The organism is Peribacillus sp. NPDC046944 (assembly GCF_050272735.1).
GTDB lineage: Bacteria > Bacillota > Bacilli > Bacillales > DSM-1321 > Peribacillus.
On record NZ_JBNNML010000002.1, the window covers coordinates 285,531 to 307,083 of the forward strand.

The 21,553-nt window shown below is 41.8% G+C and carries 20 protein-coding genes; 18 read left to right on the plus strand and 2 right to left on the minus strand.

The features are described 5' to 3' along the window. Together ACQKIC_RS04375 and ACQKIC_RS04380 are read right to left on the minus strand one after the other, a co-directional pair. Positions 1 to 1,596 carry an ATP-binding protein gene (locus ACQKIC_RS04375; RefSeq protein ID WP_427591642.1) on the minus strand — a complete coding sequence of 532 codons (1,596 nt, stop codon included), beginning with the start codon at positions 1,594 to 1,596 and terminating at the stop codon, positions 1 to 3. Positions 1,597 to 1,607: 11 nt separating this feature from the next. Further along, entirely contained in the window at positions 1,608 to 2,756 is a 1,149-nt protein-coding gene (locus tag ACQKIC_RS04380) for an iron-containing alcohol dehydrogenase (protein ID WP_427591641.1), read from the minus strand. Positions 2,757 to 3,010: 254 nt separating this feature from the next. Here ACQKIC_RS04380 and ACQKIC_RS04385 point away from each other — a divergent pair, with 254 nt between their 5' ends. The 18 genes from ACQKIC_RS04385 (at position 3,011) to ACQKIC_RS04470 (ending at position 21,544) form a co-directional block, all read left to right on the plus strand. After that, positions 3,011 to 4,417, plus strand: coding sequence for a M28 family peptidase (locus ACQKIC_RS04385; protein WP_402872122.1), 1,407 nt, complete (start codon positions 3,011 to 3,013; stop codon positions 4,415 to 4,417). A gap of 366 nt (positions 4,418 to 4,783) precedes the next feature. After that, the gene (locus tag ACQKIC_RS04390; RefSeq protein ID WP_403124382.1) at positions 4,784 to 5,071 is read left to right on the plus strand and encodes a YwqI/YxiC family protein; all 288 of its coding nucleotides are present in this window, start codon (positions 4,784 to 4,786) and stop codon (positions 5,069 to 5,071) included. Further along, on the plus strand, positions 5,068 to 6,591 hold the full coding sequence (locus ACQKIC_RS04395) for a T7SS effector LXG polymorphic toxin (RefSeq protein ID WP_427591640.1): 1,524 nt from the start codon (positions 5,068 to 5,070) through the stop codon (positions 6,589 to 6,591). The genes ACQKIC_RS04390 and ACQKIC_RS04395 overlap by 4 nt, the downstream gene beginning before the upstream one ends. 12 nt (positions 6,592 to 6,603) lie before the next feature. Continuing rightward, on the plus strand, positions 6,604 to 6,978 hold the full coding sequence (locus ACQKIC_RS04400; RefSeq protein ID WP_402958541.1) for an immunity 22 family protein: 375 nt from the start codon (positions 6,604 to 6,606) through the stop codon (positions 6,976 to 6,978). 666 nt (positions 6,979 to 7,644) lie between these two features. Continuing rightward, entirely contained in the window at positions 7,645 to 8,319 is a 675-nt protein-coding gene (locus ACQKIC_RS04405; protein WP_402958539.1) for a response regulator transcription factor, read from the plus strand. Next, positions 8,319 to 9,698 (plus strand): sensor histidine kinase, encoded by a 1,380-nt coding sequence (locus ACQKIC_RS04410; RefSeq protein ID WP_427591639.1) that lies wholly within the window; start codon positions 8,319 to 8,321, stop codon positions 9,696 to 9,698. The genes ACQKIC_RS04405 and ACQKIC_RS04410 overlap by 1 nt, the downstream gene beginning before the upstream one ends. A 108-nt stretch (positions 9,699 to 9,806) precedes the next feature. Beyond that, positions 9,807 to 10,895 (plus strand): ABC transporter permease, encoded by a 1,089-nt coding sequence (locus ACQKIC_RS04415; RefSeq protein ID WP_402958535.1) that lies wholly within the window; start codon positions 9,807 to 9,809, stop codon positions 10,893 to 10,895. Then, positions 10,892 to 11,569, plus strand: coding sequence for an ABC transporter ATP-binding protein (locus ACQKIC_RS04420; RefSeq protein ID WP_402958533.1), 678 nt, complete (start codon positions 10,892 to 10,894; stop codon positions 11,567 to 11,569). Before ACQKIC_RS04415 ends, ACQKIC_RS04420 begins: the two co-directional genes overlap by 4 nt. Before the next feature lie 177 nt (positions 11,570 to 11,746). Further along, positions 11,747 to 12,586, plus strand: a complete 840-nt coding sequence (locus ACQKIC_RS04425) for a YitT family protein (protein ID WP_402872314.1) — start codon at positions 11,747 to 11,749, stop codon at positions 12,584 to 12,586. Between the two features lie 197 nt (positions 12,587 to 12,783). Next, a complete protein-coding gene (locus tag ACQKIC_RS04430) occupies positions 12,784 to 12,969 on the plus strand; it encodes a hypothetical protein (RefSeq protein WP_402989277.1) in 186 nt (61 codons plus the stop codon). 390 nt (positions 12,970 to 13,359) lie between these two features. After that, positions 13,360 to 14,655: an ABC transporter substrate-binding protein gene (locus tag ACQKIC_RS04435; protein ID WP_402872101.1), complete on the plus strand. Its 1,296-nt coding sequence runs from the start codon at positions 13,360 to 13,362 to the stop codon at positions 14,653 to 14,655. Between the two features lie 110 nt (positions 14,656 to 14,765). Next, positions 14,766 to 15,626, plus strand: coding sequence for a carbohydrate ABC transporter permease (locus tag ACQKIC_RS04440; protein WP_402872097.1), 861 nt, complete (start codon positions 14,766 to 14,768; stop codon positions 15,624 to 15,626). Continuing rightward, a complete protein-coding gene (locus ACQKIC_RS04445; RefSeq protein WP_402872094.1) occupies positions 15,623 to 16,444 on the plus strand; it encodes a carbohydrate ABC transporter permease in 822 nt (273 codons plus the stop codon). The genes ACQKIC_RS04440 and ACQKIC_RS04445 overlap by 4 nt, the downstream gene beginning before the upstream one ends. Positions 16,445 to 16,498: 54 nt before the next feature. Beyond that, positions 16,499 to 17,542 carry a LacI family DNA-binding transcriptional regulator gene (locus ACQKIC_RS04450; protein ID WP_407407080.1) on the plus strand — a complete coding sequence of 348 codons (1,044 nt, stop codon included), beginning with the start codon at positions 16,499 to 16,501 and terminating at the stop codon, positions 17,540 to 17,542. 189 nt (positions 17,543 to 17,731) lie between these two features. Continuing rightward, on the plus strand, positions 17,732 to 18,454 hold the full coding sequence (locus tag ACQKIC_RS04455; protein ID WP_427591638.1) for a ThuA domain-containing protein: 723 nt from the start codon (positions 17,732 to 17,734) through the stop codon (positions 18,452 to 18,454). Between the two features lie 18 nt (positions 18,455 to 18,472). Beyond that, positions 18,473 to 19,495 (plus strand): Gfo/Idh/MocA family protein, encoded by a 1,023-nt coding sequence (locus tag ACQKIC_RS04460; protein ID WP_427591637.1) that lies wholly within the window; start codon positions 18,473 to 18,475, stop codon positions 19,493 to 19,495. Between the two features lie 18 nt (positions 19,496 to 19,513). Then, positions 19,514 to 20,554, plus strand: a complete 1,041-nt coding sequence (locus tag ACQKIC_RS04465; RefSeq protein WP_402872084.1) for a Gfo/Idh/MocA family protein — start codon at positions 19,514 to 19,516, stop codon at positions 20,552 to 20,554. 21 nt (positions 20,555 to 20,575) lie between these two features. Continuing rightward, the gene (locus ACQKIC_RS04470) at positions 20,576 to 21,544 is read left to right on the plus strand and encodes a sugar phosphate isomerase/epimerase family protein (protein ID WP_402989263.1); all 969 of its coding nucleotides are present in this window, start codon (positions 20,576 to 20,578) and stop codon (positions 21,542 to 21,544) included. Positions 21,545 to 21,553 lie beyond the last annotated feature (9 nt).

Consider the following 21,553-nt stretch of genomic DNA (forward strand, 5'->3'; position numbering starts at 1 on the left):
TTATTCACTCCTCTCATCTTCTGTCGGTAGGGGGATCTTCAGTGAAAATATACTTCCTTGGCCTGGCGTACTCCATACGTCAATTTTGCCGCCATGATCTTTCGCGATGCCAAGACTAACAGACAACCCCAGTCCAGTCCCCTTGTCGCGGTCTTTTGTCGTATGAAAAGGGTGGAAAATAAGAGGGAGGCGCTCGGCTTCAATTCCTGTCCCATTATCAGCCACCTGGACGATCATATATTCCTCTTCTAAAAAGGTCTGGATGGTGATTGTTTTTGGGGCTGATTCATCAAGATCACTCAAGGCATCCTTGGCATTCAATAACAAGTTGATGATAATCTGTTCAATCTGCTGTTGGCTGCCCTTGATGTACGGCAGGTCTTCCTGTAGGGAAAGGTGAATGAATATTTGTTTCTTCTCGAGTTGGAACTTCAGCAAGTTCAAAACTTGGTGGATGGCTTCGTTCATAGAATAATAGTGGAACTTGTATTCATCCTGCCGTGAAAAGGTAAGCAGACTTTTTACGATTTGCCTGCATCGGTCGCCGCAATTTTGGATATCGGTTAGCAGGTTGTAATCATGGTGTTCCGGAAGTGTGCTTCTCAATAAAAGCTGAGAGTTACCAATGATGGCGGTTAATGGACTATTCAATTCATGGGCTATTCCCGCTGCCATTTCACCGATGGCCCCTAGCTTGTCGGCATGAAGTAATTGAGCTTCCATTTTTCTTCTTTCGGTAACATTTTTATAATAAGCGATAACACCGTATACTTGCTGTTCCTTGTTTTGAATGGGGTAGGCGTGCATTTCCATTATGGCTCCTTGCTGAAGAAGGAGTTCCTGAAAACCTGGCTTATCAAGTGAGAAGGTTTCTTGAATGAGAGCTTGAGAGGCCTTTTTCAAAGGTTCTAATTCAAAAAAATCCTTGGCTGCATCATTGGATTTGTAGACCCCACCCTCCCGGTCAAAGACGACAATCATATCTTCTACCGCCTTAAAGGTATCCTCCCATTCCTGCTTAGAATGAAGTACTTCCATATAGAGCAGAGCATTTTCGAAAGTTAGCGCTAGCTGATTGGATAGTTGCTTTAGAAAATCTAACTCCTCTTTGAGCCATGCTGTGTTATTCTTCCTGCCGAAGGTTAAAATCCCGATTTCTTCATTTTTTCCGTACACAGGAATCAAGAGGAGCGTTTCTATCTGAAGGGACAGAAGTTGTTCTTTTTCTGGAAAAGCAGGGAGGATCTCGACGTTTATCTGGATCGGTTCCTTTATCGAATGTAATTGGTCTTTGGATTCAATGTTAAGCTCGCATGGTCCATTAGGGCATATATGGAGTAGAGTCGGATCTTCTTCATATAAAATAATGAAATGACAGTCATCAAATGAGATCAGTCGTTTTAGTTTATCGACTACATTTCGAAGAATAAGATGAATATCCAAGTCTCCGTTCATGTTCTTGGTAATATCATTCATGATTTCAAGTTGTAGATTCTTCTTTTTTAACTCATCGACGGTCTTCTTTAGTTCAGTGTAGTATGTTTTTTTCGAAGACCGTACACCGGTCATTAAATCTATCATTTCATTTTTGTTCATGGTTGCACCTCCTATAGGGCTGTAAGGAGCAATTGTTTAATCTGTTCTATGGACATATCACGAGGATTTGTAATCATGCAGGCATCATCAATAGCGGTCATGCCTATTAGTTCAATCATATCCGTAGTAATGCCGACATCCCCTAAACTTAGAGGCACGCCTATATCTTGGGATAACTCCCGAACGAAGGCAACAGCGGCGGCGCCTGATTGTTGCTCTGTTAAGGTCCGTGTGTCGATTCCCATGATTTCCGCAATATCGCTGAATCGCCTAGGGGAAGCAATTCGGTTGAAATCCATGACATGGGGGAGAAGGATTGCATTGATTTCCCCATGTGGAAGCAGGTACTTTCCGCCGATGGCATGGGAAATCGCATGGGCGGCTCCTAAAATGGCGTTGGAAAAGGCAAGTCCGGCTTGCAGGCTAGCCATGGCCATCGCCTCTTTTGCTTCTTCATTATTTTTAGATGCAACAGAAGGGCGTATGTAACGGGAGACGATGGAGAGGGCGTTCTGTGCTTGAACATCAGTAAGTGGTGTTGCTGCGATAGAAACATAGGCTTCAATGGCGTGAGTCAAAACGTCCATACCCGTTGCCGCAGTCAAGTCTGGATCCAAAGTTGTCAACGTAGCCGGATCGATGATGGCAATATCGGGTACGAGCGACTTTGAGATGATCGTCATTTTCTTCTCGCGGAACGAATCGACAATCACCGAAAATTGGGAGACTTCCGAGCCGGATCCAGCCGTGGTCATGATCATCACCATGGGTGGAAGAGGCGAATGGACTTTATCGACCCCTTCATAATCACTGGTGACTCCGCCGTTTGATGCCAATAAAGCGACCCCTTTGGCGACATCCAGCGCACTTCCTCCGCCAACCCCTATGATGGCATCACACTCATGATTATGAAACGTCAAACAGCCGGCTTCTATTTCACGGTCTTTAGGATTTGTCGTTGCATCGATAAAGGAAGCGTAGGCAAGTCCTGCATCTTGACAGGATTTTACGACGATATCCAGCCAGCCGGCATTGGCTACACCAGGGTCACTTACAATCAGCACCTTTTTGGCCCCTAAACGTAGGCATGCCTCTCCCGCTTGCTCTATCGAACCTTTTCCAAAAATCACTTCAGGCATCACGAATTTAGTAATGGACATTCTCGCCCCTTCTTCCCTGATTAAAGTCGTATTCTCTTTGTACTACTTTCCAGAAAAAAAGCTAAATTCCTGTACGTTCGAAAGAATTTTTATATAGGATGACAAAAAAATAAATCGTATCCCAGCGTAAACGCTTATAAAAGGTATTATAGACTAGCGGGGAAATGGGATAATTAGGATGAATATACCTATTTTAAATATTCTGAATAATTTACAATGGATTATAAGAATCTATTGAAATTAGGAGGAAATCTATGAAAAAACCATTTCTATCTCTTACATTAGCTACTACGTTAGCGTTGGGAGGCGTTAGTAGTACCACTGCATTGGCGGCACCTGCTCATTCATCTCCGAGTGAAAAAGCCCCCTCCACAGATAAGCAAATTGTTAAGAGAATCAATGTCGACAAAATCTACAAGAATATTGAATACCTCTCTCAAACACCTCGCGTGGCTGGGACAGAATCGGAGTATAAAGCGGTCCAGTTCATCAAAAAGCAGTTTAAGTCATATGGCTACAAAGCGGATATTGAAGAGTTTCAATTCTTATCCTACACAGATCCTGACAAGGTGGAACTGGCTTTCGACGGATATGATGGGGAAGTTCAACCAAAACATTTAACCTATTCCGTAAATGGGGACGTTTCAGGTGATGTGGTATACGCTGGATTAGGAACGTTGGAGGAGCTTGAACAAGCCAATGTTGCCGGAAAGATTGCTCTCATACAACGAGGAAGCCTTTCTTTTGCTGAGAAAGTAGTGAATGCAGCTCAAAAAGGGGCTGTGGGAGTCATCATTTACAATAATGCAGAGGGAGATTTAAACGGGACACTCGGAGGAGTCAATGACCAATATGCACCGTCTGTCACAATTACGAAAACGGCAGGTGAAGCAGTCGTAGCAAAATTGGAAAATGGAGAAAAGGTGAAGGCCTCCTTGAAAATCGAGGGTGCTTCTTCGGGAGAAAAAACGTCCTATAATGTAGTGGCAACGAAAAAAGCAACCAAGAATATAAAGGCGAAGAAGAGTGACATCATATATGTAACCGGACATCATGATTCAGTAGCTGGGGCACCAGGTGCAAATGATGATGCATCAGGGACTTCTGTCACGCTTGAGCTTGCCCGTGTTCTGAAGGATCTGCCTACAGACACGGAAATTCGCTTCATCACCTTTGGAGCAGAGGAAAATGGATTGCTAGGTTCGCAGGATTATGTGGACAATCTATCAGAAGATGAAATCAACAGAAGTATTGCAAACTTCAATCTGGATATGGTCGGTAGTAAGGATGCTGGGGACTTGATTCTCTTGACGAACGATGGAGAACCGAATCTAGTAACGGATCTTGCACAGGCTTCTAGCAAGAGACTGAACGGTGTAGCTACCCCTTATGGAGAGGGAGGTCGAAGTGACCATGTATCCTTCTCTGAAGCAGGTATCCCTGCTGCCTTGTTCATACACAATCCATCAGAGCCTTGGTATCATTCCCCAGATGATACGATTGATAAAATCTCAAAAGAAAAGCTTCAAGATGTAGCACGAATTGCGGGGACAGCGGTCTATGACCAAGCAAAAGTGCAAGAGAAAAAACCGAAACCGAAACATAAAAAAGGTAAGAAACAAAGAATGCCTCATTTACACTTCAAACAGGATATTAGATAAACAATGAAAGCCAAGAGGATGCAGATTGCATCCTTTTTTTGATTTATTTTAAAAAAAGGAGGTAAAAAGACTTAATGCTATATCGAGATTGTTGTGAGGAAATTCCTGTTGAACTATCAAAGTAGCGTATTTATCCCTATTTATCTCTCGGACTTTAATCCTTATAATAAAAAATATGTAAAATATGACATTTGTTTATTCGAGGAATTATTTATGAGGTGATTCTTTTGGGATATGTACAAGGACGGAGTGACGCTCACTCTACGTTTTTCTTTAGTGAAATGGATAGTATGAATGGGAGGAATACCCGATTAGAACAGAAGGATACATATAGAATTATCCGAATTCAAGAAGTTGGTGTTGTAAATGACGACGATTAAACTGAATCATTCCGCCGTGACCAAGCAAGTCGGCCAGGTGAAAACGGCCGTGGATGGGACGACAATCGGAGCACTGCCGGTCGATCAGCTCGGCAATAACGATCTGAGCTTCACATCGAAATGGGAGGAAAGGGAAACCAATCTGGAAAAGACCTTCAATCAATATCTGACGATCGTCAAAAAGAATCTGGAAGACACCCGGGCCAACGTGGATTTACTGAAAGAGCAGGATGAAGCCATCACCCATACTGCACAGGGGTATCAGCCATTATGACGATATTCGAAGCTAAGCCTTTGAAGTCGGCCGTCAAGTCACGGGCCAAGCAATATGAGGACCTCAAGGGACAGGTCGAAACGCTTAAAAAGGAATTCCAGGGAATCGTCGACCTTGATGAAGAATTGGCCGGAGCCGGGGCGACGGCCATCAAGAACTTTTACCGGGCGCAGGTCACCGTGGCGAATGCCTGGATCGAATTATTCTCCACACAAATCAGTTTCCTAAAAGGCATTCCGGCCATATTGGAAGAAGCGGACCTATCCGGTGAGACCGTGGTCGAGGTGCCCTTTTTAGAGGGAGAAGTGGCCCATGGTCTTACCAATGCCAAGTCGATGGTGAACCAGCAGTCTACCGATCTCCAAAAGATTTTCCAAAACATTGAAGATATCCTTCAGCTTAGCGTATTCAAACAAGATGATTTCCATGAGAAAATGGAGAGTGCTGAAAAAGAAAAGAATACGACCATCAAGAAAGTGAAGGATGTAGACAGTAAACTGGTCGAGGAATATGAAGTGAGCGAGGACCAGGAAAAAGTGGCCATTGGACTTGTGCAGGCTCTCATTGAAGCCACCAGTCAGGACGGTACCATTTCCCCGATGAACTTCAACCAAAGCGCCTTTCAAGTGAGTGCAGCCTATCAAGTGAAGGATGAAGTGGCCGAGAACATGAAAGGCTACCGGGAGTTTAAGAAACAAGAGGCCGAAGCCCGGAAGCTCGAAAAGGAAATGGAAGCAATCTATGCAGGGCTGGCCAAACAGAATATTAAAAGCAATCGAAGCGATGATTCAATAATGGATTCAAATACTGGGGACTATGCTTTAACATTTGAAGGGAAAAGGAAGGTACTTGGTGGTAACGGTTCAGGAACTCCGGATGGCCTAGCCCCATATGCCATAGCGGCAACTGATTTCCTTCTAGGCGATATAGCTACTATGATTGGTCCCGGTTCCACTACAAATGAAAGAATAACAGCTGCAGCGTTCACTTTCATTAAACCCATAAAAGTCTTAGATAAGGGTCATGATGTGCTAAAAGGTGTTAAGATTAAGGATGCTGGTAAGGGTATAGATAATGCTAAAGATATAAACAAATTAACTGTTGATGATATACCAACTGCAAAGAGTGGGAATTTTAATAAATTCTTCAATTCCCTTACAAGTAATGAACTAGACGAACTTTGGAAAGATAAAAAGATTAGAAAGAAAATTGAACGTCAGCTTAGAGAACCTGGAGGTTTACATGAATGGCACTTAGTTTCAAGAGCTCCGCAATTTAAGTGTTGGAATATTGGTGCTGAAGAGATTAAAGACTTAAGAACAGCTATATCCGATGTCAAATTTGTCAATCCAAAGGGTGTTCACGGAGGATTAGGCTCAACTAAAGCACATAATGAATTGTTAGCAATAATAGATACTTCTAGCGACTATAATACATTTGTTAGACGGCTTAATAATTGGGCTAATTATAGATTAGAGGGTGGAGTTTCGTCTTTACCACAAGGTCTAAGATTAAAGTAGGAGGGTACTATAATGGAAAAACAAGGATGGGTTTCAATTTGGTTAGGGAATATTAACGATGAGGACCCAATAGGAGAGTATGTTGATTTAACGTATGATGAGGATGGCGAGTCTGTCCCTTCCCAATTCTTTATCGATTTTAATATTGATATGGATGAAACTGATGAGGATACAATAGAAAAAGCAGTCTATAAGAATAGTAGTAGTGATATATCAGCATTATTAGATGGGTGTTCGTATGAAGAAATTGTCATCCCAAAAATCCAGAAAAGTATAAACCTAAAGAAATCATATAATGCAGTAATTTTAATATATAATTTTGAATATAACAATGAAATTAGTTCAACTGGTGCTTTTGATTTTATTGCTACTACTAATTATGAATAAGAGAACTCTTAAAGGTTCTAATTAGTAAGTCTCCAGGCAAAGAGATTGATATACCTGAGATAATGTAATTTATGTGAAACCTTGATTGGCAAAGTTTGAAGAGATACCTAGTGACGAATGAACTATTTATTACTTACAGAATAGAGATAACCCTTGCAATCCCAAATTTGATGTTTTTACAAATTATATAGTACGTACAACACCTTTTAAACGTATGCCCAATTTACTCTTAATTTTGTTAAGTAAATAACCATAATATCATCAGTTACCACCATTTTATTCTCCAAAGCTATACCTAAGGGACAACTGATTTAGAGGATAATTTTCTAACTAAATATGATGAGGGATGTTTGGTTATCCGCAGACTTTTTAGTTTATCTTACTTGTGGACATTGAATAAATACGAAGGTAAGTAAAACATATTTGGAAGGAATAATTTTAATAGGCAAAACATAAAACCTAGACGAATAAGTGGTCTAGGTTTATATGTGTTTAATATACACTTCAAGGTTTTTAGCTTCAGAAGGATATATCACTTCTTTATAGGTTTTGATGAAGGGATAAAAACCCTCTACCTGTTTTATTTTAAATAGGCTTGGGTTGTTTTAAGAGCTCGAATATTGCTATTGTAGGGATATTCATATTAAGAAGCGGAGATGTGTTTCTTTGATACATATATTAATTGCAGATGATGATCGGCATATTCGAGAGTTACTGAAATTTCACTTAGAAAAAGAAGGATACATGGTGTTCGAAGCGAAGGATGGGAATGTGGCTTCCTTATTATTAGAGAAAGAACGGATTCATCTGGCTGTTGTGGATATCATGATGCCTTATAAAAACGGACTGGATCTTTGTAAGGAGATACGCGATCAATATGATTTACCGGTTATTTTACTTACGGCTAAGGATCAGCTCATTGATAAAGAAAAGGGATACTATGCCGGGACGGATGATTATCTCGTTAAACCCTTCGAGCCACAAGAGCTTTTATTTAGAATAAAAGCGCTTTTGCGACGGTACCGTATGGTGAATGCTGAGTTAATAACATTAAATCAAACCATCATCGACCGAAGAAGTTATGAAGTCCGAATTCAGGGAAATACATTGCTTCTTCCGCTTAAGGAGTTTGAACTGCTTGCTCAATTAGGGAGTTTTCCCGATCAGGTTTTTACGCGGGAGCAACTTATCGAACTTGTGTGGGGAGCAGATTTTGAAGGGGATGACCGGACGGTGGATGTTCATATCAAACGGTTACGTGAACGATTCACAGGACGTACGGATGATTTTGTCATCACGACTGTCAGGGGATTGGGATACAAGCTGGGGGTCAAAAAATAGTGAAAACACTCTATTTTCGAATCGTTGTCCAAACGATCTTAATCATGGTGCTTGCTAGCGTCATTGCTTTTTTACTTTCTAATGTGTATTACCATCAAGTTCTTAAACCCTACAATGGAGAGAAAATCAGCAAGGTCGCAAGGGAGATCGTTTCTTTGTATGAGGAAAATCCTGATCAGGATATTGATGCTTATTTAAACCATGTATCAGGATTGCATTACCAGCTGTACTTAATCAATGAACAGGGTAAGGCTACTTCTTATGGCAAATCGTTTCATCAAACGGATTTGGATGGGGATACGGTTTCTGATGTCTTGAACGGGAAAGTCTATGAAGGGATTGAAACCTATAATAACGGGCTGTTCATTACCGGTTTTTTTGAAGATGCATTAGAAAATAGTATTGGGGTTCCGCTGAACGTGGATGGCGAAAAATACGCCTTGTTCGTTAGGCCTGATATTGAAAAGCAGTTTGGGGAAATTCGCTTTTTCCTGGCCGTTTTGCTCGTTCTTATGATCTTACTTAGTTTCTTTTTCATTATTTTTAACACACGTTTTCTAGTTAAGCCCATTACCAAATTAACGGAAGCGACAAAAAGGATTGCTGATGGGGATTATAGTGGTGAATTGAACGTTACCCGTGGTGATGAAATTGGGGATTTGGCGAAACATTTTTCGAAAATGACTCAGAGCATCCAACGATTGGAAGACATGAGACAGGAATTCGTTTCCAATGTTTCACATGAAATTCAATCTCCGCTCGCCTCGATCCAGGGCTTCTCCCAAACCCTGCAATCGGAAGAGTTAACGAAGGAAAAACGAAAGGAGTACTTGTCCATTATTGAAAAGGAGAGTCGGCGTATGTCGGCAATGAGTAAGCAGCTTCTGATTCTCGCTTCATTGGATAAAGGAGACGATCCCCTACAGCGTACAAGCTTTGATTTAGCTCAGCAAATAAGGCAAGTGCTGTTCATGCTGGAATGGAGTTGGCGGGAAAAAGACATGGTGATTGAAATGGATCTACCATCCACCATGATTTCTGCAGACGAGAAGCTGTTAATTCAAGTATGGACAAACCTGATAACGAATAGCATTAAGTACTCTGAAAGTGGGGGTTCAATCATTATACGCATCAAAAAAATTGGCCGGATGGTCGAAGTGATCATTAAAGACACCGGTATGGGGATAGCTGATGAAGAGCTTCCTCATATTTTTGAACGGTTTTATAAAGTTGATAAAATGCGTAATCGCAGTGAGAACGGGAGCGGCATAGGTCTTTCCATTACGAAAAAGACGGTGGAACTTCACGGTGGAACGATTGCGGTTCAGAGTGAACTTGGGGAAGGGTCTACTTTTTATGTTCGTTTGCCGCTTATGTAATCAATTGTTCATCTTCCATTCATAATGATTCATTACAATCGATGTATACCACATGAACATAAGGGATTGGATGTTCAAACGGTAACAAAAGAATTGGGAGATGAAAAAATGTTTTTAGCAATACGTGAGCTGAAACATTCAAAGGTGCGTTACTTACTGATCGGGTTGATCATGGTTTTGGTCGCATGGCTGGTCTTTATCATTTCTGGATTGGCTAATGGACTTTCAGCTGAAAATGCTTCATCGATACAAGGCATGGATGCTGACTATTTCATGATGGAGTCTAACGTGGAGCATAAACTAAACCGATCTACTATTCCGCTGGATACATTAAGTGAGGTTCGTTCTTCAACGGGTGTTGAAGGAGCGGAGGCCCTGGGTCAAATGATGTTGACCTTCAATAAAGAAGGTACATCGAAAAAGACGGATGTCACGATTTTTGCAACGGATGCCAATGGGTTCCTTGCACCCAAAATCGTGGAAGGGAAAAGCTATGATAATAAGAAGAAAGGCGATATAGTAGCCAATGATTCTTTAAAAGAGGACGGCTATAAGGTAGGGGATACGGTAGTAGATGAATTATCCGGTAACAAATTCACTATCGTAGGATTCACCGAAAATCAATCCTACAGCCATACACCTGTTGTATACATGAACGTTAAGGGATGGCAGGGGATTAATCCTCGGTTGAAAAACACGGACGCAATTAGCACAATTGCGGTTCAAATGGATCAAGTAGGTCCGTTGAAGTCTGTGTCTGATGTGGATCTCATTACGAAGGATGAGATGCTTCAAAGTATCCCGGGATTTAAAGAAGAACAAGGTACATTGGCGATGATGATAGCCTTTCTGTTTGTGATTGCTGCATTTGTTCTTGCTGTGTTCTTCTATGTCATCACTTTACAGAAGACGAATCAATTTGGAGTCATGAAAGCACTCGGAGCAAGTACTGGCTACCTTGCAAAAAGTATCGTGGGCCAAGTGTTCATGCTTGCGGTGGTATGTATAGCAAGTAGTGTTGCACTAACATACGGGGTCACTTTCATCATGCCAGAAGGAATGCCTTTTGAATTAAGTACTTCTTTGGTCATTCAATATTCGATTCTTTTATTGATTGTTTCGGTATTGGGTTCCTTGTTATCACTATATCGAGTGTCAAAAATTGATGCCATTGAAGCCATTGGGAGGGTAGCATGATGAATCATAAACTATCATTCGATCACGTCAGCAAAATTTACGGTGAAGGTGAGAATATCGTGAGGGCTCTTGACGATGTTACCTTTCAAGTGAAAGCTGGGGAATTTGTGGCCGTTGTTGGTCCATCAGGTTCGGGGAAAAGTACTTTCCTCTCTATAGCAGGTGCTTTACTTTCCCCAAGTAAAGGTAGTTTGCTTTTAAATAATGAGGATATAACATCATTTTCTCCGAAGAAATTAACACGTGTCCGTCTAGAGAAAATTGGCTTTGTTTTTCAATCATCCAATCTTGTTCCGTACCTTACCGTACGTGACCAGCTTCTGCTTATTTCAGAACTGATTGGGCAACGTGACAAGAAAGCTGTGAAAAAAGCTGATGAATTACTTAGTCATCTCGGACTTAGTCATCGGTGCAATCATTTGCCAGAAGAGCTTTCAGGCGGTGAACGTCAACGGGTAGCAATTGCGCGGTCGTTGATGAATAATCCAGACATCATTTTAGCAGATGAACCCACTGCAAGCCTTGATTCAAAGCGGGGGCGAGAGGTAGTGGAAATGCTTGCGACCGAGGTGAAGTTAAGAAACAAGGCAGCCATCATGGTGACGCATGATGAGAGAATGTTAGATTTGTGTGACCGTGTCGTCAACATTACGGATGGCAAGATTCTTCTATAAAAGAGGTAGTATGCAGGCTACTGTATTCCGGTTTAGCGGGAGTACAGTGGCCTTTTACCATTCCTGATTTAAGAGATGAATTATTTTAACAGATTAAGAAAATCAATGAAGGAATCAAGAAATTACGTGTTACTATATAGCAAGGAAATTGTTTATATAAAGGCGGGTAAGTTACATATGAAAAAGACTTCTTTAGATGTTCTCATTATAATAATAGGTGCGTTCATTTTTGCGTTGGCAATCAATCTTTTCGTTATTCCCAATGATCTCGGTGAAGGTGGAGTAACGGGGATTACCATCATTTTATTCTATTTATTCCAGTGGTCACCGGGCCTGGTAAGTTTCATTATGAATGCATTCCTTCTGATTGTCGGATATAAATTTTTATCGAGGATTACAACCATTTATACGATTATTGCCGTCACCTTCCATTCTCTTTTTCTACATTTAACGGAGAATTGGAACGTTTCTTCGGATGAAATCGTAATCAATGCCATATTTGGCGGTGTGTTTGCTGGTGTAGGAATTGGTTTGATCATTCGGGTGGGCGGTACGACGGCAGGTTCTACCATTCTTGCTCGGATCACAAATAAATATTTAGGCTGGAGCATAAGTTATGGGTTATTGTTCTTTGATATAATCGTGGCCGTCTCATCCTATTTCATTATCGGTGCGGAAGGTCTCATGCTAACCATCCTTATGCTATATATTGGAACGAAAGTAATGGAGTTCATCATTGAGGGTGTAAACCCGAAAAAGGCAATCACCATCATCTCGAAAGAAGCAGATCTCATTGCGAAACAAGTAACGGTTAAAATGGATAGAGGGGTCACAGTTTTTGATGGACATGGCTACTATACGAAAGATGCGAAGGAAATTCTATATATTGTCATTAGTAAACAAGAGGTCGTCAAGTTAAAGAGAATTGTTCAGTCTACCGATAGCCAAGCTTTTATCGCGATACATGATGTAAGGGATGTATTTGGTGAGGGGTTCGTGGATATTTCGAAGTCATAAAATCATTTTGGGAGCCGGATTGGGCTCCTTTTTTTATATGGATAAACGGACTTTATTTCAAGGGGCCTAGGCAGGTCTTTTTTTATTTCCCTGAAAATGACAAAAAAATCTGTGAATTTTGAATAAATTGTTATATTATGTAAGTAAGAATCCAACCATCATGAGGAATACAGCCATTATATATGGAGGTGTTTAGCATGATTCTTTTAAAAGTGGATGACAGAAAGTTTGGGAAGAGCAATATTAAGTACAGCATAGTGGATAAGGAAACGGATGAATTACTTATTAGTGGTGTGTTCGAGGAATTTGGACAAGCAAGTGATAAATATTACGAATTGAAGGAAGAGTATGGGTCTTCCAACGTGAAAATGGTTTTGAAGTGAATGGAAGGGAAGCCTTTTGGTTTCCCATTTCTCTAATGAAATACAGCTTGCATTCTGAATGGTTGAAAAAGATGAAGAAATACCCAGAATGGATATCCGTTCAAATTATATAATCAGGAGAAGGAATAATTCTTGGGTATTCAATCATATAATTTAGAAGAAGAAACGTAATATATTCGTAGACTTATACATTTAATTGTAAGTAATGTCATTAAGTGGTAATATAAAGAAAAAGAAATGTAACCGATTACAATTAGGTTTGTAAGGTGGTGGTTTATCTTTCAATAGAATAGTGAAATGACAGTTTATAAGATATCTACTTTTCATACTTTATGCAAACGTTTTCTTAAAAGGTATAGGAATTTACGGAAAAAGGGAGAGTTGATAGGCATGAAGCGTAAAAAATGGTATGGGGGAATCTTTTCTATTTTATTGATATTTAGTGTGGTCTTGGCAGGTTGCTCTTCTTCTACTGGCGGGGACAGTGATTCCGATAATAAAGATAAAGTGACGCTGGATATTTTCCAATTTAAAGTAGAGTTTAAGCCGCAATTTGAGACTCTGGCCAAGCAGTATGAAAAAGAGAACCCAAATGTGAAAATCAAAGTATCGACAGTTGGCGGCGGGAATGATTATAAATCAGCCATTACCGCAAAATTTGCTTCCGGTGAGGAACCAGCGGTGTTTAATATTGGCGGACCGATCGATGTGGAACAATATAAAGATAGATTATCAGATTTGAAGGATACGAAAGCTGCAGAGGCAGCACTGGATGGGACGTTGGATGGCGTTGAAGAGGACGGGCAGATTCTTGGGCTTCCATTCAATCAGGAAGGGTATGGCCTGATTTATAACAAAAGGGTCTTTAAAGAAGCCGGAATCAAGGCGGAAGAACTTACAAGCTATACAGCTCTAGAGGATGCAGTGAAGAAGCTGGATTCACAGAAAGGCAAATTGAAGCTTGATGCAGTATTCGCGTATCCGGTCAAAGAGAAATGGGTAACGGGAAACCATTTATCCAATGTCTTTTTAGCACCGGAGTTTGATGGAAACGTGTTGACGGCAAGCAAGGCGGAAACCGTCAAGTTCTCGGATGGAGACAAGTTCAAACAACTGGTCGATATTCAAAATAAATATTCTGTTCAGCCAACGGCAAGCCTTGATTACTCCCAACAAGTAGAAGAGTTATTCTCCCTTGAAAAGGTTGCAATCATCCAGCAAGGGAACTGGGTGTATAACACAGTGTATGACATGGATCCCGAATTAGCTGAAAATGGCATAGGCATCATCCCTATTCCGAATGGGGACACGGCAGCCATGCCGGTCGGGGTACCGAACTATTGGGCAGTAAATAAGAAATCGGATGAGAAAGTTCAGGAAGAAGCGAGGAAATTCCTAGACTGGATGTATACATCCGATGCAGGTAAAAAAGCTGTATTAGAAGATTTTAAATTCATTCCAGCCTATGAAGGGTATGACGTTGAAAAAATTGCCGATCCGTTATCAAAAGAAATTTATAAGTATTCACAAGAGGGAAATACCATTGGATGGGTGTTCAATGGATATCCAGTCGGGTGGAACGATGATCTGGGTGCAAGTGTCCAAAAATATGTAACCGGTAAAATGACATGGGATGAACTCGTCAAACAAAACATTGAAAACTGGGAGAAAATCCACAGTAAATAGGCATTCCGTTAAATAGGGAAACAACCAATCGAGCCTAACTTGTGTCGATTGGTTGTTTGTTCTATAAATATATCCGCTACTTACACACTATATTAGGAGGTCGGTTTCAAATGCGAAATCGAGATGCTGCATATTGGCTGTTCTTGACACCTGTTCTAGCCGCGCTCATTTTGGTCGTGATCGTGCCGCTCATTTACGGGTTTTATTATTCATTTACGAATTGGAACGGTTTGGGTACGCCCGATTTCACGGGTCTCAAAAATTATATAAACCTATTCTCGGACAAGGGCTTCCTGGATACATTTTGGTTCACCATCAAATTTTCTGTAACAGCGATTGTGGTCATAAACGTTCTTGGTTTGAGCTTGGCACTTATCGTGACTTCAAAACTGAAATCGAGCAACCTTCTTCGGACCATTTTCTTTATGCCGAACTTAATCGGTGGATTGATTCTTGGTTTCATTTGGCAGTTCATCTTCATCAAAGTCTTTGGTGCCATTGGCGATGTAACCGGCATAGAGGCATTTAATGGTTGGCTTTCCACAACCGAGACTGGATTTTGGGGATTGATCATTTTAACGTCCTGGCAGATGGCGGGATATATCATGATCATTTATATCGCTTATTTACAGGCAGTTCCTGAAGACCTGATTGAAGCGGCTAAAATCGATGGGGCCAATAGCTTCCAACGTTTTCGCCATATAACTTTTCCGCTTGTGGCACCAGCCTTCACGGTTAGTTTGTTCCTGACGCTTTCACACTCTTTCAAAATATATGATCAAAACCTTTCTTTGACGAACGGTGCGCCATACAATTCAACAGAAATGGTCGCAATGAACATTGTTAAATCCGCGTTTACCGAAAATGATATGGCTTATGCACAGGCCAAGGCCGTGATCTTTTTCGTGATTGTGGCAGCCGTTTCCTTGACACAGGTATATATCAATAAGAAAAGGGAGGTTGAGCTATGATGAGAAAGAATTGGAAGCTTTGGCTGGTCGGATTGATCGGGTTTGTATTGGCCTTGTTATGGCTCACCCCTTTTTATTTAATGATCGTAAATGCTTTTAAAATGAAACGCGAGATTTTCTCTGACACATTGGGCTTGCCGGATACCTGGACACTAGAAAATTTCACTCAGGCCTTCGAACAATTGGATTTTCTTCGGACTTTATTCAATTCCATCTTTATATCGGTTGTCAGTGTCGTGATAATTATTATCTTTTCAGCAATGGCCGCATACGCGCTATCACGAAATAAAAGTAAATTTAGTTCTTTGCTGTTCTTCGTGTTTGTGGCAGCCATGCTTATTCCATTCCAATCGGTGATGATCCCGCTTGTAGCCCAATTTGGTCAGATGGGTATGTTGAATCGCACCGGATTGATCATCATGTACTTAGGGTTTGGATGCAGTCTCTCCATATTCCTATATCATGGTACTTTAAAAGGGATCCCCATCACGCTGGATGAAGCGGCTAAAATCGATGGAGCCAACCGTTTTCAAGTATTCTGGTATATCATTTTTCCATTATTGAAACCGATGTCAATCACGGTCGGGATCTTGAATGTCATCTGGATTTGGAATGATTACCTTTTGCCATCGCTTGTTATCGGGGGTGCGGGATCTGAGACCATTCCACTTAAATTATTCTTCTTTTTCGGTCAATATACGAAACAATGGCATCTTGCCTTGGCAGGACTTACCTTGTCAATCATTCCAGTTATCATTGCGTACTTTTTTGCCCAAAGACAAATTATTAAAGGAATTGCTGACGGTGCGGTTAAATAACTATTTAGATATAGGGAATAATAAGCCCTGTGCGATGAACGGGAGTAGATGAAAATGTCTGTAACGATCAAAGACGTTGCCAAGAAAGCGAATGTCGCTCCATCCACGGTATCGCGTGTTATTCATAACAGTCCTACCATTAGTGAAAAGACAAAGCGTAAAGTACGGAAGGTATTGAAGGAAATGGGCTATCATATGAATGAAAATGCCCGGAATTTGGTTACAAAATCCACGAAGACCATTGGAATCGTAATGAAAAATTCGGCTAGGGAATCCCTGTACAATCCATTCTTTCCAGAAGTGATCCGAGGCATTGGCGACTTTTGTAATAAAGAGGGGTATAGCCTTTCGCTAACGACTGGGGAAACCGAGGATGCCATTTTTGAAGATGTCGTTAAAATGGTTCAAGGTAGACGCGTGGATGGCATGATTGTTTTGTATTCGAAGCAGGATGATAAAGTGGTGCCCTATCTAGTGAAACAAAGCTTCCCATTTGTCTTGGTAGGGAAGCCAAGGACGGATATGAGTGGCATCACTTTCATTGATAACGACAATGTTCAAGCGGCTAAGGAATTATCGGAGTTCGTCATCAATCTTGGTCATCAACGAATTGCCTTTTTAGGGGGCAGTCCTGAATTCGAAGTGATCCAGGCGCGTTTAAGCGGATTCCGACAAGCAATGGAACAGGCAAGGTTAAGCGTGCCAAAGGAAAGTATTAAACTGATTCCATTGAATCGCGCCGATGGCATAAAAGCCATCGAGGAACTGCTGAATTTACCTGAATCACCAACGGCATTTATAGTCATGGACCTATTATTGGGTGTGCTGTTATTGGGCGTGTTAGCGGAAAAGAAGTTGAAAGTTCCGGAACAAATAAGTGTCGTCTGCTTTAATCACTCGGAGTTTATCGAATTCTTAAGTACACCACTAACCACGGTCGATATTCATACGTACCAACTGGGCTATGAAGCAGCAAAGTGCGTATTTGATTTAATAGCCGATCCTAAAATGATGGAAAAGAGTATCCGGGTTCCTACCAAAATCGTACAGCGTGAGTCACATTCCGCTATTGAAAAAGAAATTACAGAGAAATTGTAGAATTGTTTTAGCAATTAAAGCTTGATTTTTCCTAACATAAATTTACAATATAGATTACCAATGTATTTAATCTTATTATTCAAAATTATTTTTTTATTGTTTCTAACGCAAACGTTTGCGTAACAAAATAAGAGGTATTAGTTAAACATGCAGGGGAAGTCGCCGAAAAAACATATGGAGGAGATTCTGATGAAGGTTTTGGTATGGAACGAGTATCGCCATGAACAAACGAAGCCAGAGGTAGCAGAGATTTATCCAAATGGGATCCATGGCGCGATTGCCGAGTTCTTACAAGAAGATCAGATTGAGGTTAACACGGCTACGCTTGACGAAAAAGAGCATGGTCTGACGGAAGAGGTACTGAAGGAAACGGATGTACTCCTCTGGTGGGGGCATATTGCACATGATGAAGTGCAGGATGAAATCGTCCAACGTGTTCATAAGCGGGTGCTCGAAGGGATGGGCCTTATCGTCCTCCATTCAGGACACTTTTCGAAAATCTTCAAACAATTAATGGGAACGACCTGCGATCTGAAATGGCGCGTAGCGGATGAAAGGGAACGGCTCTGGGTCGTGGATCCCGCTCACCCCATTGTTGAAGGAATCGGTGAATATATTGAGCTTGAGAAGGAAGAAATGTACGGGGAGCATTTCGATATACCCGCACCAGATCAATTGCTCTTAATGAGCTGGTTTGAAGGCGGCGAAGTTTTCCGAAGCGGATGCACGTACCAGCGTGGAAAAGGAAGGATATTCTATTTCCGGCCTGGCCATGAAACGTATCCGACCTACTATAACCCAGAGATACAGCAGGTGATAAAGAATGCGGTCAAGTGGGTCAAGCCACGTTCTCACAACAATGTGGTTTATGGAAAAGCGGTACCATTGGAGAATATCTCATCCAAGAGATGAAGTGAAGGAGAGAGCAGAATGGTCAAAGTACAAGTGGGAGTCATTGGTTGTGGGAGCATTGCGAAAAATAGGCATTTTCCGGAATATGAAGCGCATCAGGAAACCGATATTGTAGCCGTTTGTGATATTGCGCAAGACAGGGCGAATGCAGCGGCACAAAGGTATGACGCAAAAGCATATACTGATTATATAGAACTCTTAAAGAATAAGGATATTGACGTGGTTAGTGTATGTACACCGAATTACCTGCATGCCCCCATCACGATCGCTGCTCTTGAAGCTGGAAAGCATGTTCTTTGTGAAAAGCCCATGGCGACCTCTTTAGAAGATGCGGAAAAAATGAATGAAGCAGCTATAAAAAGCGGCAAGATATTAATGATTGGTCATAATCAGCGGTTTGTCCCTTCACATCAAAAAGCCAAAAAGCTAATTGAGAGTGGGGAATTAGGAAAGATTTACAGCTTCAGGACAGCTTTTGGACATTCAGGGCCTGAAACTTGGAGTGTCGATGGGGAGAACAGCTGGTTTTTTAAAAAAGATCAAGCGGTCATCGGGGCGATGGGGGACTTAGGTGTTCATAAAGCCGATTTACTGCGATATGTGTTAGGCGAGGAATTTGTGGAAGTCGGAGCTTTTGTGGAAACGAGTGCAAAGCAACAGGCGGATGTTGATGATAGCGCTGCCTGCATCCTGCGAACGGGAAGCGGTATTATTGGTACCCTGACGGCAAGCTGGTCGTACGCAAAAGAAGACAACGCAACGGTCATTTATGCGGAAAAAGCCGTATTGCGTCTAGAAGACGACCCTAAATATTCACTGATTATCCATCATAAGAATGGGAAGACCGAAACCTTCGAATTAGGGGGCATCCAGACAAATGACTCTGGCGGACAGCATGATACTGGAGTAATCAGCCACTTTATAAAAAGTGTGGTAAACAATGAAGAGCCTCTTGTCACAGGAATTGAAGGATTACAATCACTAAAAGTCATTCTCGGCGCAATGGAATCAAATGCATCCAGACAAATCGTCCGCTTATAAAGGGGTTTAATAGTCATCATGTACAAATTGAAAATGGGTATTATCGGTGCTGGGGGGATTGCCCAAAAAAGGCATATCCCAGCCTTCCAAACATTACAGGATAAAGTGGTTTTATATGCAATTCAGGATATTGATGAATTGAAGGCGAGAGATGTCGCCAGGCAACATCATATTGAAAAAGTTTTTACCAATTATGAAGATATGTTTGCCGAAGTGGATGCGGTCACGATAGCCACACCGAACAAGTTTCATGCCGAGATTTCCATCGCGGCATTGCAGGCTGGTGTACATGTTTTATGTGAAAAGCCGATGGCCATCACGACTGAGGAATGTAAGGCAATAACCGATGCGGCAAACTTATCTGGAAAAGTGCTCTCCATTGCGTATCATTACAGGTTCATGAAGGAAGCCCAGGCTGCCAAAAAAATGATTCGAGCAGGTGAAATTGGAGAGCCATACGTGGCACGAGTTCAGGCCATTCGACGAAGGAAAGTCCCCGGTTGGGGCGTATTTACGAGCAAGGAATTGCAAGGCGGAGGCAGTGTGATCGATTATGGCTGTCACTTGCTTGACTTGGCTTTATGGCTGATGGATGACCCAGAACCAATCGAAATTGTAGGTTCGACATATAATTATGTCAGTAAGGGTGTCGATCAAGTTAATCTATGGGGCAACTTCGATGCTTCCGTTTTTGAAGTGGATGATCATGCAACGGCTTATATCAAATTTGCAAATGGAGCTTCTTTGTTATTTGAAACGTCATGGGCCGCGAATATCCGTGAAGAAGCGACAGTCTTGAGTTTATCCGGAACACAGGGCGGTCTAGATGTGTTCCCGCTCATATTGAATCAGGCGAAACACGGGATGCTTTTGAATAGTGAAGCGGTTTGGATGCCAGGTGAGGACACACCGGATCTTCAACAGGCGGCGAACTTTATCGATAGTTGCCTTGGTTTTGCCGAACCACTGGTAAAACCGGCGGAAGCCATGAAAGTATCGAAAATCATTGAAGCTATTTACCAAAGTTCCGCAAGCGGAAAAGTCATGAGCATCAATTAATGCAAAGGTGAGGTGAGGCGAGTGAAACTAGGCGTTTTTACAGTACTATTCGGACAAAAAACATTTGAGGAAATGCTTGATTATGTGGCAGCCTCTGGATTGAAAACAGTGGAAATCGGTACAGGCGGGTACCCAGGTAATGCCCATTGTCCACTGGATGAGCTATTGGAGAGTGAAGAAAAGCGGCAGGACTACATGGAAGCCATCCAATCAAGGGGGCTAGCCATCAGTGCGTTCAGCTGTCACGGCAACCCTATTTCCCCAGATGAAAGCTGGGCTAGGGAAAGTGATGAAAATCTAGTAAAGTCCATTAAGTTAGCTGCCTTGATGAATGTACCTGTCGTCAATACCTTTTCCGGTACCGCAGGTGATCACGAAGGTGCTAAATATCCGAATTGGCCGGTTGCTCCATGGCCGAACGAATATGCGGACGTCTTGAAATGGCAATGGGAAGAAAAACTGATTCCTTATTGGAAAAAAATCGCTGCGCTTGCTGATGAACATCATATTAAAATTGGACTCGAACTGCATGGAGGTTTTCTCGTCCACACACCATACACCTTGTTGAAGCTACGGGAAGCCACATCGAACGCAATCGGTGCCAACCTTGACCCAAGCCATCTCTGGTGGCAGGGAATCGAACCTGTCGGCGCCATTAAAATTCTTGGAAAAGCTGGAGCCATTTATCATTTCCATGCTAAAGACACCTATCTGGACCAAGATAATATCAATATGTACGGTCTCACCGACATGCAACCGTACGGCAACATCCAGACACGTGCCTGGAACTTCCGCTCAGTTGGTTGCGGCCATAGCCTTCAAGAATGGTCCGACATGATGAGTGCCCTTCGTACTTATGGGTATGATTACGTCGTCAGCATCGAACACGAAGATCCGCTCATGTCGATCGAAGAAGGTTTCCAACGAGCCGTGACGAACTTGAAAACCGTCCTGATCAACGAAAGTCCAACCGATCTATGGTGGGTATAACCGATAATG

Excerpts from the sequence above, each read along its gene's own strand:
- ACQKIC_RS04375 (WP_427591642.1), bottom strand. The coding sequence starts at position 1,596 with ATGAACAAAAATGAAATGATAGATTTAATGACCGGTGTACGGTCTTCG.
- ACQKIC_RS04380 (WP_427591641.1), bottom strand. The coding sequence starts at position 2,756 with ATGTCCATTACTAAATTCGTGATGCCTGAAGTGATTTTTGGAAAAGGT.
- ACQKIC_RS04385 (WP_402872122.1), top strand. The coding sequence starts at position 3,011 with ATGAAAAAACCATTTCTATCTCTTACATTAGCTACTACGTTAGCGTTG.
- ACQKIC_RS04390 (WP_403124382.1), top strand. The coding sequence starts at position 4,784 with ATGACGACGATTAAACTGAATCATTCCGCCGTGACCAAGCAAGTCGGC.
- ACQKIC_RS04395 (WP_427591640.1), top strand. The coding sequence starts at position 5,068 with ATGACGATATTCGAAGCTAAGCCTTTGAAGTCGGCCGTCAAGTCACGG.
- ACQKIC_RS04400 (WP_402958541.1), top strand. The coding sequence starts at position 6,604 with ATGGAAAAACAAGGATGGGTTTCAATTTGGTTAGGGAATATTAACGAT.
- ACQKIC_RS04415 (WP_402958535.1), top strand. The coding sequence starts at position 9,807 with ATGTTTTTAGCAATACGTGAGCTGAAACATTCAAAGGTGCGTTACTTA.
- ACQKIC_RS04420 (WP_402958533.1), top strand. The coding sequence starts at position 10,892 with ATGATGAATCATAAACTATCATTCGATCACGTCAGCAAAATTTACGGT.
- ACQKIC_RS04425 (WP_402872314.1), top strand. The coding sequence starts at position 11,747 with ATGAAAAAGACTTCTTTAGATGTTCTCATTATAATAATAGGTGCGTTC.
- ACQKIC_RS04430 (WP_402989277.1), top strand. The coding sequence starts at position 12,784 with ATGATTCTTTTAAAAGTGGATGACAGAAAGTTTGGGAAGAGCAATATT.
- ACQKIC_RS04435 (WP_402872101.1), top strand. The coding sequence starts at position 13,360 with ATGAAGCGTAAAAAATGGTATGGGGGAATCTTTTCTATTTTATTGATA.
- ACQKIC_RS04440 (WP_402872097.1), top strand. The coding sequence starts at position 14,766 with ATGCGAAATCGAGATGCTGCATATTGGCTGTTCTTGACACCTGTTCTA.
- ACQKIC_RS04445 (WP_402872094.1), top strand. The coding sequence starts at position 15,623 with ATGATGAGAAAGAATTGGAAGCTTTGGCTGGTCGGATTGATCGGGTTT.
- ACQKIC_RS04450 (WP_407407080.1), top strand. The coding sequence starts at position 16,499 with ATGTCTGTAACGATCAAAGACGTTGCCAAGAAAGCGAATGTCGCTCCA.
- ACQKIC_RS04455 (WP_427591638.1), top strand. The coding sequence starts at position 17,732 with ATGAAGGTTTTGGTATGGAACGAGTATCGCCATGAACAAACGAAGCCA.
- ACQKIC_RS04460 (WP_427591637.1), top strand. The coding sequence starts at position 18,473 with ATGGTCAAAGTACAAGTGGGAGTCATTGGTTGTGGGAGCATTGCGAAA.
- ACQKIC_RS04465 (WP_402872084.1), top strand. The coding sequence starts at position 19,514 with ATGTACAAATTGAAAATGGGTATTATCGGTGCTGGGGGGATTGCCCAA.